General features: G+C 71.0%; 11 protein-coding genes. 4 read left to right on the forward strand and 7 right to left on the reverse strand.

Going from position 1 to position 12,792, the window contains the following annotated elements:
• Window positions 1-11 precede the first annotated feature (11 nt).
• The 4 genes from ACGFX4_RS05840 to sdhC are packed head-to-tail and all read right to left on the reverse strand — an operon-like array spanning window position 12 to window position 3,422.
• Window positions 12-785, reverse strand: a complete 774-nt coding sequence (locus ACGFX4_RS05840; RefSeq protein WP_393070598.1) for a succinate dehydrogenase iron-sulfur subunit — start codon at window positions 783-785, stop codon at window positions 12-14.
• Window positions 785-2,527, reverse strand: coding sequence for a succinate dehydrogenase flavoprotein subunit (gene sdhA, locus ACGFX4_RS05845; protein WP_393070600.1), 1,743 nt, complete (start codon window positions 2,525-2,527; stop codon window positions 785-787). The genes ACGFX4_RS05840 and sdhA overlap by 1 nt, the downstream gene beginning before the upstream one ends.
• Window positions 2,528-2,550: 23 nt before the next feature.
• Entirely contained in the window at window positions 2,551-3,036 is a 486-nt protein-coding gene (gene sdhD, locus ACGFX4_RS05850) for a succinate dehydrogenase, hydrophobic membrane anchor protein (protein ID WP_393070602.1), read from the reverse strand.
• 5 nt (window positions 3,037-3,041) lie between these two features.
• Window positions 3,042-3,422 (reverse strand): succinate dehydrogenase, cytochrome b556 subunit, encoded by a 381-nt coding sequence (gene sdhC, locus ACGFX4_RS05855; RefSeq protein WP_393070604.1) that lies wholly within the window; start codon window positions 3,420-3,422, stop codon window positions 3,042-3,044.
• Between the two features lie 211 nt (window positions 3,423-3,633).
• On the opposite strand from sdhC, the gene ACGFX4_RS05860 reads away from it, so the two are divergent.
• Window positions 3,634-4,329, forward strand: coding sequence for a hypothetical protein (locus ACGFX4_RS05860; RefSeq protein WP_393070606.1), 696 nt, complete (start codon window positions 3,634-3,636; stop codon window positions 4,327-4,329).
• Window positions 4,330-4,377: 48 nt separating this feature from the next.
• Here ACGFX4_RS05860 and ACGFX4_RS05865 read toward each other — a convergent pair whose 3' ends face one another.
• From ACGFX4_RS05865 to ACGFX4_RS05875, 3 genes are all read right to left on the reverse strand, one after another.
• On the reverse strand, window positions 4,378-4,923 hold the full coding sequence (locus ACGFX4_RS05865; protein WP_393070723.1) for a 2-oxo-4-hydroxy-4-carboxy-5-ureidoimidazoline decarboxylase: 546 nt from the start codon (window positions 4,921-4,923) through the stop codon (window positions 4,378-4,380).
• Between the two features lie 222 nt (window positions 4,924-5,145).
• Entirely contained in the window at window positions 5,146-5,889 is a 744-nt protein-coding gene (locus ACGFX4_RS05870; RefSeq protein ID WP_393070608.1) for an SDR family oxidoreductase, read from the reverse strand.
• Window positions 5,890-5,992: 103 nt separating this feature from the next.
• The gene (locus ACGFX4_RS05875; protein ID WP_393070610.1) at window positions 5,993-8,032 is read right to left on the reverse strand and encodes a protease pro-enzyme activation domain-containing protein; all 2,040 of its coding nucleotides are present in this window, start codon (window positions 8,030-8,032) and stop codon (window positions 5,993-5,995) included.
• Between the two features lie 307 nt (window positions 8,033-8,339).
• Here ACGFX4_RS05875 and ACGFX4_RS05880 point away from each other — a divergent pair, with 307 nt between their 5' ends.
• The 3 genes from ACGFX4_RS05880 (at window position 8,340) to ACGFX4_RS05890 (ending at window position 12,792) form a co-directional block, all read left to right on the forward strand.
• Window positions 8,340-9,602: an amidohydrolase gene (locus ACGFX4_RS05880; protein WP_393070612.1), complete on the forward strand. Its 1,263-nt coding sequence runs from the start codon at window positions 8,340-8,342 to the stop codon at window positions 9,600-9,602.
• A gap of 269 nt (window positions 9,603-9,871) precedes the next feature.
• Window positions 9,872-10,942 carry a BMP family protein gene (locus ACGFX4_RS05885; RefSeq protein ID WP_393070614.1) on the forward strand — a complete coding sequence of 357 codons (1,071 nt, stop codon included), beginning with the start codon at window positions 9,872-9,874 and terminating at the stop codon, window positions 10,940-10,942.
• A gap of 44 nt (window positions 10,943-10,986) precedes the next feature.
• Window positions 10,987-12,792: an ABC transporter ATP-binding protein gene (locus ACGFX4_RS05890; protein ID WP_393070616.1), complete on the forward strand. Its 1,806-nt coding sequence runs from the start codon at window positions 10,987-10,989 to the stop codon at window positions 12,790-12,792.

Consider the following 12,792-nt stretch of genomic DNA (forward strand, 5'->3'; position numbering starts at 1 on the left):
AGGGCGGTGGACTAGAAGCGACGCGTGACGAGCGCGCGCTTCACCTCCTGGATCGCCTTGGTGACCTCGATGCCACGCGGGCAGGCCTCCGAGCAGTTGAAGGTGGTGCGGCAGCGCCACACGCCCTCACGGTCGTTCAGGATCTCCAGGCGCTGCTCGGCGCCCTCGTCGCGCGAGTCGAAGATGAAGCGGTGCGCGTTGACGATCGCCGCCGGGCCGAAGTACTGGCCGTCGTTCCAGAACACCGGGCACGACGAGGTGCACGCGGCGCACAGGATGCACTTGGTGGTGTCGTCGAACCGCTCGCGGTCCTCCTGCGACTGCAGGCGCTCACGGGTCGGGTCGTTCCCCTTGGTGATGAGGAACGGCATGACGTCCTTGTACGCCTGGAAGAACGGGTCCATGTCGACGATCAGGTCCTTGAGGACCGCGAGGCCCTTGATGGCCTCGATCGTGATCGGCTTCTCCGGGTTGACGTCCTTGATCAGGGTCTTGCACGCCAGCCGGTTGCGGCCGTTGATCCGCATGGCGTCCGAGCCGCAGATGCCGTGGGCGCACGAGCGGCGGTACGTCAGGGTGCCGTCCTGCTCCCACTTGATCTTGTTGAGCGCGTCCAGGACGCGCTCCTTCGGGTCGATCTGCAGCTGGTAGTCGACCCACACCGGGTCCGGGTGCTCCTCCGGGTTGAACCGGCGGATCCGGAAGGTGACGCTGATCAGCTGGCCGGCGCCCGCCTCGGCGGCGTCCAGAGCGGCCGAGTGCTTCTCGACAGTCGGGGTGCTCATCAGTACTTACGCTCCATCGGCTGGTAGCGGGTCGTGACGACCGGCTTGTAGTCGAGGCGGATGGAGGTGGAGCCGTCGGCGGCGACCTCCTGGTACGCCATGGTGTGCTGCATGAACTTCACGTCGTCGCGCTTCGGGAAGTCCTCGCGGAAGTGACCGCCGCGGGACTCCTCGCGGGCCAGCGCGGAGACGGCCAGCACCTCGGCCAGGTCGAGCAGGTTGCCCAGCTCGATGGCCTCCAGCAGGTCGGTGTTGTACCGCATGCCCTTGTCCTGGATCGCCACGTTCTTGAAGCGCTCCTTGAGGCCGGCGATGTCCTGGACGGCCTGCTCCAGGGTCTTGCCGGTGCGGTACACGGACGCGTTGGTGTCCATGGACTCCTGCAGCTCCTTGCGGATCTGCGCGACCGACTCGGTACCGGTGGACTCGCGGAGCTGGTCGACCATGTTCTGCACCAGCGCGCCCGGGTCGGCCGGGAGCTCGACGAACTCGGCGCCCTCGGCGTACTCGGCGGCGGCGATGCCCGCGCGGCGGCCGAACACGTTGATGTCCAGCAGCGAGTTGGTGCCCAGGCGGTTGGCGCCGTGCACCGACACGCAGGCGACCTCGCCGGCGGCGTACAGGCCGGGGACGATGTCGGTGTTGTTCGACAGCACCTCGCCCTCGACGTTGGTCGGGATGCCGCCCATGGCGTAGTGCGCGGTCGGCTGGATCGGGATCGGGTCCGTGTAGGGCTCGATGCCGAGGTAGGTGCGCGCGAACTCGGTGATGTCCGGCAGCTTGGCGTCCAGCTGCTCCGGCTCGATGTGCGTGAGGTCCAGGTAGACGTGGTCGCCGTCCGGACCGCAGCCGCGACCCTCGCGGATCTCGGTGTAGATCGCGCGGGAGCAGACGTCACGGGACGCGAGGTCCTTCATGACGGGGGCGTAGCGCTCCATGAAGCGCTCGCCGTCCTTGTTGCGCAGGATGCCGCCCTCGCCGCGGGCGCCCTCGGTGAGCAGGATGCCCATCCGCCAGATGCCCGTCGGGTGGAACTGGAAGAACTCCATGTCCTCCAGCGGCAGGCCGCGGCGCAGCGCCACCGCCTGGCCGTCACCGGTCAGGGTGTGGGCGTTCGAGGTGACCTTGAACATCTTGCCGGTGCCGCCGGAGGCGAACACCACGGCCTTGGCCTGGAAGACGTGGATCTCGCCGGTGGCCAGCTCGTAGGCGACGACGCCCGCGGTCTTGCCCTCGTTGAGCAGCAGGTCGAGGACGTAGAACTCGTTGAAGAACTCCACGCCCTCCTTGACGCAGTTCTGGAACAGCGTCTGGAGGATCATGTGACCGGTGCGGTCGGCCGCGTAGCAGGACCGGCGGACCGGGGCCTCGCCGTGGTTGCGGGTGTGGCCGCCGAAGCGGCGCTGGTCGATCCGGCCCTGGTCGGTCCGGGAGAAGGGGAGACCCATCTTCTCCAGGTCGAGGACGGCGTCGATGGCCTCCTTGCACATGATCTCGGCGGCGTCCTGGTCGACCAGGTAGTCACCACCCTTGACCGTGTCGAAGGTGTGCCACTCCCAGTTGTCCTCCTCGACGTTGGCGAGGGCGGCGCACATGCCGCCCTGGGCCGCGCCGGTGTGGGACCGGGTGGGGTAGAGCTTGGTCAGCACCGCCGTGCGGCTGCGCTTGGTCGACTCGATGGCCGCGCGCATGCCCGCGCCACCGGCGCCGACGATGACAGTGTCGTACTGGTGAATCTGCATGGGGGTCAGTCGCCTCTGGCTCGTCAGATGTTCGGGTCGAAGGTGAAGATCACCAGGGTGCCGAGCAGGACCGTGAACACGGTCGCGACACCCAGGAGGCCCTTCAGCCACAGACGAGTCGAGTCCTTCTCCGCGTAGTCGTTGATGACGGTGCGCATGCCGTTGGCACCGTGCAGCATCGCCAGCCACAGCATCAGAAGGTCCCAGACCTGCCAGAACGGCGAGGCCCAGCGGCCGGCCACGAAGGCGAAGCTGATCTTGGAGACGCCGCCGTCGAGGACGAGGTTGATCAGCAGGTGGCCGAGGACCAGCACCACCAGGACGACACCCGACAGGCGCATGAACAGCCAGGCGAGCATCTCGAAGTTGGTGCGGGTGCGGCGCGGGGTCTTCTTGCTGCGCGCGCGGGCCGGCTCGACGACGAAGCCGTCGGCCGGGTTGCCCGTCCCCAGGCCCTGGCCCGTGTGGGCCTGCAGGGCGGGGACGATCACGTCCTTGGTCTCAGACATGGAGATCAGCCCCCGAACCAGGTGCGAAGGGTGTGCTGGAGGATCGGGTAGAAGGCGCCGGCCATCAGGACGACCCAGACACCCACGACGGTCCAGAGCATCTGCTTCTGGTACTTCGGGCCCTTGGCCCAGAAGTCGACCGCCACGACCCGCAGGCCGTTCAGCGCGTGGAACAGGATGGCGGCGCTCAGGCCGTACTCCATCAGGTTCACGTACCAGGTCTTGTAGGTCGAGATGACGGTGTCGTAATCCTCGGGCGACACCCGCACCAAGGCGGTGTCGAGGACGTGCGCGAAAAGGAAGAAGAAGATGAGGACGCCGGTGACTCGGTGAGCCACCCAGCTCCACATGCCTTCCCGGCCGCGGTACAGCGTTCCAGCCGGCACGGAAAACCCTCCGGAAGCGGGGTTGGGGGCTCGGCCGGCTTCGGTGTCGGTCAGCCCGGCCGGGTACGGTCCACCGGCCGCGAGCATCCTATCGACGCCGTGTCCGCCAATGCCTCCGGGGGCCCCAGGTGTGATCAATCAGGCACGCACGGGCTAATCCAGACGGGAACCGTGACGCAGGGTAGTCGGTTCGTTGCGCTACGGTGCGCGCATGCCCCTCACCCGAGCCGTCCGCGCCCTGGCGGCCGGCGCCCTCGCCCTGCTGGCCGGCTGCGGCTCCACCGCCCCCGCGCCGTCCTCCGACAGCGCCGCGCCGTCGGCGGAGCCGGACGCCGCCGCGCTGCGGGCCGCCGCCCTGACCGACGCCGACCTCGGACCCGGCTGGACCGTCACCCTGATGAACCCCGGCCAGGGCGACACCACCGCGCCGAGGGAGAAGGCCGACCGCCCCGCCTGCCAGCCGATCCTGGACGCGGTCTCGCCCGGGGCCAGCGGCTCCGGCCCGCTCGCCGAGGCCGACCTGGACATCGCCCGGGCCGACGACGGGCGGCGCAGCGTCTACGCCGGGCTGCTCGCCTTCCGGGCCGGCCGGGCCGAGCGGATCCGGGCCGAGCTCGACCAGCTCCTCACCGTCTGTACCGTCTTCCACTCCGCGGCCGCGGGCGGTCCGACCACCACGCACCGGCTGCAGCGGATCGACACGCCCACCCCGGAGGGAGCGGACGCCGCCACCGCGTTCACCCTGACGAATGAATCCGAGGGCACCGCGTTGGTCCAGCGGGCCCTGATGGCCAGGACCGGCGAGGTGCTGGCGGTCTTCACCACGGTGGGCTCGCCGAAGGAGCCGGCGCCCGAGCCCGACCGGCAGGTGGTCCGGGCGCAGCTCGCCAGGCTCGCCCGGCACTGAGCCCCGCTCCGGTGGAACGGGGCCCGGTGCCGGGCGACAGCGGTGCGGTCAGCGCTTGCCGGCCGCCGCGTGGGTGGCCACCAGGTGCTCCAGCCGGGTCAGCGCGATCCGGCGCAGCTCCTCCGAGGCGACCAGGCGCTCCTCGTCCGGGTCGTTGGCGAGCCGGGTGCGGATCGAGGTGAGCACGCTGTCGAGCATCTCCTCCGGCTCCACCCCGTCGAGGGAGACCACGAAGACGTGGCCGAACCGGGCCTCGTACGCGGCGTGCGCGGCCCGCAGGGCGGTGTGCGCCGCCTGGCTTCCGGGGGCGCGCATGCCGAGCAGCGGCTGCGGCATCCAGCTCTCGTCGGCCAGCGCCTCGGCCAGGTCGGCCGGCCGCAGGTCGTACGACGCCTCGCTGGCGGCGGCGAGCAGGGACTCTATGTCGGGGTACGGCCGGTGTGCGGTGAGCCGCAGGGCCCACCGGTGACTGCCGCAGCAGGCGAGCAGGGCCTCCTCGGCGGCGCCGGAGTCGGCCTCGTTGAAGCGGTGAAGCCCGAGCAGGGACGGATCCGTCCGCGCGTCCAGACGCTGCGGCGGGATGTCACTGGTCAGCGGGTCCTCCTCGTGAGGGCGGGAAGGGGGGATGCTCCAGAGACGAAAGTAGGTGCTGTGCGGTTGCGCGACGTACCTCGGCCCCAGGACCCGCTACGGGCCGCCCGGGCAGCGGCACCACGGTAGTTGAGCGCTCATCAGTTGTGGAGGCAGCGGACGGAATTCACTCGTACGAGCTATCAAGTTGTGATCCGCTGCCTCATGGCGTTCACCGGCGTCCGCTCAGCGCTCCCGGTGCACCTTGTGGTTGGCGGCCTGGGCGCGCGGGCGGACCACCAGCAGGTCGATGTTGACGTGGCTCGGTCGGGTGACCGCCCAGGAGACGGTGTCCGCGATGTCCTCGGCGGTGAGCGGCTCCGCCACGCCTGCGTAGACCGCCGCCGCCTTGTCCTCGTCACCGCGGAAGCGGGTGACCGCGAACCCCTCCGACTTCACCATGCCCGGGGCGATCTCGATCACCCGGATCGGCTCCCCGCACAGCTCCAGGCGCAGCGTCGCGGCGATGGTGTGCGCGGCGTGCTTCGCCGCCACGTACCCGCCGCCGCCCTCGTACGCGGCCAGCGCGGCGGTCGAGGACATCACCAGCACCGTGCCGTCGCCGGTCGCGCGCAGCGCCGGCAGCAGCGCCTGCGTCACGTGCAGCACGCCGAGCACGTTGACCTCGTACATGGCCAGCCAGTCCGCCGGGTCGCCGGCCTCCACGGTCTCCGCGCCGATCGCGCCGCCCGCGTTGTTGACCAGCACGTCGACCCGGCCGACCTCGGCGGCGAAGGCGTCCACCGCGGCCCGGTCGGTGACGTCCACGGTGTACGCGCGGCCGCCGATCTCCTTGGCCAGTGCCTCGATCCGCTCGGTCCGGCGGGCCGTCAGCACCACCTGGAAGCCGTCCGCCGCCAGCCGCCGCGCGGTCGCCGCGCCGATCCCGCTGCTGGCGCCGGTGACCACCGCCACCTTCTGCTCGCTCATGTGCCCTGTCCCTCCGTGTCCGGTCGATCCGCACAGATCATCCCAGGAGGACAACAGGCAGGGGCGCGGGGACAGTGCCCCGCGCCCCTGGAAGCGCAGCGGCTCAGCGCCGGAAGAACCCGGTGGCCGGGGTGCCGAGGCCGGTGGCGGTGTCGTAGCCGCGGGTCGCGGTCAGGCCGTAGTCGGAGGCGATCCGGTACAGGCGGACCTTGAGGACGCCGTTGACCTCGCCCAGGTCGACCACGTTGCCGAGCTTGGTGTGCACCTTGGCGTCGTCGACGTCACGGAAGGCGCCGGTGCCGGCCCGGTCGTAGAGGTACGGGTTGGCGAAGCCGATCGCGCGGCCGCCGCGGGCGTCGATCGCGTCGGCGACCATCGCCGCGAACTCGGGCGCGGAGACCGAGGTGCCGCCGTAGCCGCCCTCGCTGTAGGTGCCGCCGGAGGTGTAGCCGACCAGGGTGGCGGCGACCAGGTCGCCGCTCATCGCGACGTCGGGGGTGGCGCGCAGCGGCGTGGCCGAGGCGGTGCCGTCGGCCGCGGTGTGCGAGACGGAGTCGGGGACGACGCCGTGCTGGTACCAGGGCTGGGCGAAGTCCTTGGAGACGCCGCCGCCACCGCCGAAGTAGAAGTTGCCCGGGAACGGCGTCCAGGACTTCTGGTCGGCGGAGAGAACCGAGCGCCGGTCGCCCATCGAGACCTCGTGGCCGTAGTGGCCGGCCTTGTCGGCGAGCTGCAGCGCGGTGCCGCCGACCGAGGTGACCCAGGGGGAGGCGGAGGGCCAGTCGGCCTGCGCCTGGCTGGTGTCGGCCTGGCAGTTGACGCCGGTGGCGGCGGCGCCGGGAGAGCTGTCGCCGCAGTCGCCGGAGGAGAAGGTGAAGCCGATGCCGGTGACCGCGCCGAGCTGGAAGAGCTGGTTGTCGGCGGCGACCACGGCGGGGTCGAGGTCCCCTCCGGTGCCGTGCATGATCTCGCCCCAGGAGTTGGAGACCACGTCGGCGAGGTGGCCGTCGACCACCTTGGCCATGGCGTCGTACAGGTCGTCGTCGTAGCAGGAGTTGCCGCCGACGTAGACCACCTGGGCGTCGGGGGCGAGGCCGTGGGCCATCTCGACGTCGAGCGCCTCCTCGCCGGCCCAGCCGTCGGCGCCGCCGCACTCGTCCTGGTGGACCCACTTCTCCGGGGTGACGTACTCGGTGTACTGGCCCGGCGCGAACGGGCGGTCGCCGTGCAGGGTGGCGAAGTGGCCGGCGTCCTGCTCCATGGTGGGCAGGCCGTAGGCGTCGATGATCGCGATCCGGGCGCCCTTGCCGGAGACCTTGGCGTCGGTCACGCCGTAGGCCTTGCGGAGCTGGCTCGGGACGTAGGAACAGGGCGCGAAGGGCTCGTTCTTCTCGTAGCCCTCGGGCGCGCCCTTGGCGGTCTTCGAGCCGTAGCCGTCCTCGGAACAGGTGGGGACGGTGGGCAGGGTGGCGGGCTGCTTGGCGTCGGGGCCGGCGAGCGCGGCCTTGGCGCGCTGCTCGGCCTCGCGGACCGAGACGGCGTGCGAGAGGTTCGGCCGGACCGCGTCGCTGAGCCCGCCGACGGCGAGCACCGCGCCGGCGGCGGCCGGCGGCACGGTGGCGTCCTTGACCGGGGCGCGGTGCAGCCCGTCGGCGGTGCGGTAGCTGCGGAAGCCGGTGCCGAAGGCGCGGGTGAGCGCGCCGGTGGTGCCGGAGACCTGCAGGTAGTGCGAGGTGCCGGCGTCCACGGTCAGGCCGGCGCCGGTCACCCAGGCGGTGACCGCCGCGACCTGCTCGGGGGTGGCGCCGAACCGGTCCTTGGCGTCGGCGTCGCCGAGGTACTTCCCGTACGCGGGGGAGGAGGGGTCGGAGACGGCGCGGGCGAGCGCGGCGAGCGCGTCCCGGTCGCGGCCGGCCAGGTAGATCCGGGCGCTGCCCGGGGCGGAGTCCGGTACGGCGCCCGCGTCGGCCTGGGCGGTGGCCCAGGCGGGGTGGGTGCCGGTGAGCTCCTTGGCGGTCGGTGCGGCGGCGCCGTCGCCGGCGGTGGCGGCGCCGGCCGGGGCGGCCAGCCCGATGGTTCCCAGGACCAGGGCCGCGGTCAGCGGCGCGGCCAGTCCGGCGAGCCGGTGGCGTGCGATGGGCACGACGGTTCCCCCCACTTCGTGAGTTGACGGAGTGTCATGCACGTCTGTTCGACTGTGCGGAAGCTGTCTATTCGCACGGTTGTGCCGGACTCAAGGGCGTGGGAGAAAGCTTTGCCCGCGCAGAGGGAACGTTTGACCTGGTTGGGGGGAGGCCGCGTGTCCGGAACGCGCCCGGGTCGTTGCACAGGGCAGCGATCGTCCGAAAGGCGGCTGAATCGAGATGTCATACCCATCCGCGCGGCCGGTATGCACCAATCCGGTGAGCTCTTCGACGGAAGCCGGGCAGAAAGCCCACCACCGGCCTACGATGGTTGAGGTGAACGATCCTCAGCCCGCCGCCCGGGCCGCCCTCGCGACCGACGTCCGCCCCGCCGCAGACCTGCGCTCCCGGGTACGCGCCTACGAGGCCGAGCTGATCGCCTTCCGCCGTGACCTGCACCGGCACCCGGAGCTGGGCCGCCAGGAGTTCCGCACCACCCGGCTGCTGCGCGAGCGGCTGCTCGCCGCCGGGCTGCAGCCCACCGTGCTCCCCGGCGGCACCGGCCTGCTGGTCGACATCGTCCCGGCGGGCACCCGCCCCGGCACGAAGCTGCTGGCGTTCCGCGCGGACATCGACGCGCTGCCGATCGACGACACCAAGACGGACGCGCCGTACCGCTCCACCCTGCCCGGCCGGGCCCACGCCTGCGGGCACGACGTGCACACCTCGGTGGTGCTCGGCACCGCCCTGGTGCTGGCCCGGGCCCGGGCGGCGGGCGAGCTGAAGCAGCCGGTCCGGCTGATCTTCCAGCCCGCCGAGGAAGTGATGCCCGGCGGCGCGCTGGACGTGATCAAGGCCGGCGGGATGGAGGGCGTCGGGCGGATCTTCGCTGTGCACTGCGACCCCAAGGTGCAGGTCGGCCGGATCGGGCTGCGGGTCGGCGCGATCACCTCGGCCTGCGACCGGGTGCTGCTCACCCTGGACGGGCCCGGCGGCCACACCGCCCGCCCGCACCTGACCACCGACCTGGTCACCGCGGTCGCCAAGCTGGCCGCCGACCTGCCGTCCGCGTTCTCCCGGCGGATGGACCCGCGCTGGGGCGTCTCGCTGGTCTGGGGCCGGATCGCGGCCGGCTCCGCGCCGAACGTCATCCCGCTCCACGCCGAGCTGGAGGGCACCGTCCGCTGCCTGGAGCTGGCCGGCTGGCGGGAGGCGCCGGAGGTGATGGACGAGCTGGTCGCCCGGATCGCCGAGACCTACCGGGCCAAGTGGACCATCGACTACCACCGCGGGGTGCCGCCGGTGGTCAACGAGCAGGAGTCGATCGCCCAGCTGGAGGCGGCGATGACCGCCCGCTTCGCCGAGGGCCGCGGCCCGGTGGTGGAGGACACCGAGCAGAGCCTCGGCGGCGAGGACTTCTCCTGGTATCTGGAGCACGCGCCCGGCGCGCTGGCCCGGCTCGGCGTCCGCGCCCCGCACGAGAAGGGCGTCCGGGACCTGCACCAGGGCAACTTCGACGTGGACGAGCGGGCCATCGCGGTGGGTGTGGAGCTGTTCTCCTCGCTGGCCCTGGAGCACGGCCGGATCTGATCCCGGCGGGTGAACGCCGGGGCCACCCCGGATTTCGGCGCGGTTCACTGGCCCGGCGGGCCAAGATCGGCGTACCGTGGTGGCCCGATACCACTGGGTAGTGACATCGGGTTGAACAGATGTGACGTTATGTCCGGATTTCTTCGGACGTCCGACCACATTTTGATAACAACCCGGATGGCCTTGCAGGCCGTAACACAACCGTGTTCTACGCGCGTTACGGTGGCGCTCGACCACGCCAAACGGGTGTGTGAGAAGGAGAAACTCCCTTGCGCCGTTCAATGAAGCTCGCCGCGGTTGTGCTCTCGGGTTCCCTGGGCATCGCCTCGCTCGCCGCTTGCGGCGCAAAGAGCGACTCGTCCTCCGGCTCCTCTTCCGCCTCCGCCGGCGCCGGTGCCTCCGGCCTCAAGGTCGGTATGGCCTACGACATCGGCGGTCGTGGCGACCAGTCGTTCAACGACTCCGCCGCCCGCGGTCTCGACAAGGCCAAGAACGAGCTGGGCGCCACGGTCTACGAGGCCGAGGCCAAGACCGGTGAGGCCGAGACCGACAAGGAGCAGCGTCTCAAGGACCTGGTCTCGTCGGGCTACAACCCGGTCATCGCCGTCGGCTTCGTCTACCAGGACGCGGTCAACAAGGTCGCGAAGGACAACCCGAACGTCAAGTTCGCGATCATCGACTCCGCGTCGGCCGACCAGCCGACCAACGTCACCTCGCTGACCTTCTCGGAGGAGCAGGGCTCCTACCTGGCCGGTGTCGCCGCCGCCCTGAAGTCCACCGCGAAGCACGTCGGCTTCATCGGTGGCGTCCAGTCCGAGCTGATCAAGAAGTTCGAGGCCGGCTACGTCGCGGGCGTCCACTCGGTCGACCCGAACATGAAGGTCGAGGTCACCTACCTCACCACCCCGCCGGACTTCTCGGGCTTCACCGACCCGGGCAAGGGCAAGCAGGCCGCCCAGGGCCAGCTCGACAAGGGCGCGGACGTCATCTACTCCGCCGCCGGCTCCTCCGGCAACGGCGCCATCGAGGCCGTCGCCGGCGCCAACAAGTGGGCCATCGGCGTCGACTCGGACCAGGCCGCCCAGCCGGCCCTGCAGAAGTACAGCGCCCGCATCCTCACCTCGATGGTGAAGAACGTCGACGTCGCGGTCTTCAAGTACATCGAGTCCGTGAAGAACGGCAACCCGATCACCGGTGTGAAGAACTTCGACCTGGCCCAGGGCGGCGTCTCGCTGGCCACCACCGGCGGTCACATCGACGACATCAAGAAGCAGCTGGACGACGCGGCCGCGAAGATCACCTCCGGCCAGACCAAGATCCCGACCGCTCCGCAGGGCTGATCCAAGCCCCACCTCCACCGGCTGCCGCCCGGCAGCGGGTATGAATGACGGAGAGTCAGGGAGGGGCCCGGACGGATGCGCACCCCGCGCATCCCCCGGGCCCCATCCCGTTCCCCGTCCGTAGATCTCTCCAGCGCGACGATGCGCCAGACGACCACGAGGAGATCGCCATCACCGGCTCCGACCCCGCCCTCCCGGGCGGACTCCCCAGCGCGGGGACGGCGACACCGGCCGTCGAACTGCGCGGTATCACCAAGCGCTTCCCCGGAGTCGTGGCCAACCACGACATCGACATCACCGTGCAGCGCGGAACCGTGCACGCCCTGATGGGCGAGAACGGCGCGGGCAAGTCGACGCTGATGAAGATCCTCTACGGCATGCAGAAGCCGGACGAGGGCACCATCACCATCAATGGCGAGCAGGTCGAGTTCAACACCCCGGGCGACGCCATCGACCGCGGCATCGGCATGGTGCACCAGCACTTCATGCTCGCGGACAACCTCACCGTGTGGGAGAACGTCGTCCTCGGCGGCGAGAAGCTGCACGGGATAGGAGCCAAGGCCAAGGCGAAGATCCGTGAGATCTCCGACCAGTACGGCCTCGGGGTCAGGCCCGACGCCCTGGTCGAGGATCTCGGCGTGGCCGACCGCCAGCGCGTGGAGATCCTCAAGGTCCTCTACCGCGGAGCCCGGATCCTGATCCTGGACGAGCCCACCGCCGTCCTGGTGCCGCAGGAGGTCGAGGCGCTCTTCGGCAACCTGCGCGAGCTCAAGGCCGAGGGCGTCACCGTCATCTTCATCTCGCACAAGCTGCACGAGGTGCTGTCGGTCGCCGACGCGATCAGCGTGATCCGCCGCGGCACCACCGTCGGCGACGCCGACCCGCAGAGCGTCACCGCCCGCCAGCTGGCCGAGATGATGGTCGGCGCCGAGCTGCCCTCCCCGCAGACCCGCGAGTCGACCGTCACCAGCACCGAGATGCTCACCGTCGACGCGCTGCGGATCGCCAAGCCGGACGCCGAGGGCATCGAGCGCGTGGTCCTCGACGACATCTCGCTGACCATCCACAAGGGTGAGATCCTCGGCATCGCCGGCGTCGAGGGCAACGGCCAGGCCGAACTGGTCGAGGCCGTCATGGGCATGCTGCCGCTGGACGCCGGCCGCGTCTCGCTGGACGGCAAGGACCTCACCGGCGCCCTCACCCGGGCCCGCCGCGAGGCCGGCATCGGCTACATCCCCGAGGACCGCCATCGGCACGGCCTGCTGCTGGAGGCCCCGCTCTGGGAGAACCGGATCCTCGGCCACGTCTCCGAGACCCCCAACTCCAAGGGCGTGCTGCTCGACCCGGCCGGTGCCCGCAAGGACACCCTGCGGATCGTCGAGGAGTACGACGTCCGCACCCCCGGCATCGAGGTCACCGCGGCCTCCCTCTCCGGCGGCAACCAGCAGAAGCTGATCATCGGCCGCGAGATGAGCCACCACCCCAAGCTGCTGATCGCCGCCCACCCGACCCGCGGCGTGGACGTCGGCGCGCAGGCGCAGATCTGGGAGCAGATCCGCGTCGCGCAGCGCGAGGGCCTCGCGGTGCTGCTGATCTCCGCCGACCTGGACGAGCTGATCGGCCTGTCCGACCGGATCCAGGTGATCTACCGCGGCCGCCTGGTCGCCGACGCCGACCCGGCCACCGTCACCGCGGAGGACCTGGGCACCGCGATGACCGGTGCCGCCCGCGGCCACATCGAGTCCGAGCCCGACGCGGTCGCCGAGGCCCAGGCCGTCGCCGCCGAGGGCACCGAGACCCAGTCCGACGGTCCGACCGACACCGCCGACGACCCGCAGGCGGGGGAGTAA

The sequence above is a fragment of the Kitasatospora sp. NPDC048365 genome, from assembly GCF_043200835.1.
Classification (GTDB): Bacteria; Actinomycetota; Actinomycetes; order Streptomycetales; family Streptomycetaceae; genus Kitasatospora; species Kitasatospora terrestris.

Coding starts and splice junctions, on each gene's coding strand:
- ACGFX4_RS05840 (WP_393070598.1), bottom strand. CDS start 785: ATGAGCACCCCGACTGTCGAGAAGCACTCGGCCGCTCTGGACGCCGCC.
- sdhA (WP_393070600.1), bottom strand. CDS start 2,527: ATGCAGATTCACCAGTACGACACTGTCATCGTCGGCGCCGGTGGCGCG.
- sdhD (WP_393070602.1), bottom strand. CDS start 3,036: ATGTCTGAGACCAAGGACGTGATCGTCCCCGCCCTGCAGGCCCACACG.
- ACGFX4_RS05860 (WP_393070606.1), top strand. CDS start 3,634: ATGCCCCTCACCCGAGCCGTCCGCGCCCTGGCGGCCGGCGCCCTCGCC.
- ACGFX4_RS05870 (WP_393070608.1), bottom strand. CDS start 5,889: ATGAGCGAGCAGAAGGTGGCGGTGGTCACCGGCGCCAGCAGCGGGATC.
- ACGFX4_RS05880 (WP_393070612.1), top strand. CDS start 8,340: ATGGTTGAGGTGAACGATCCTCAGCCCGCCGCCCGGGCCGCCCTCGCG.
- ACGFX4_RS05890 (WP_393070616.1), top strand. CDS start 10,987: ATGACGGAGAGTCAGGGAGGGGCCCGGACGGATGCGCACCCCGCGCAT.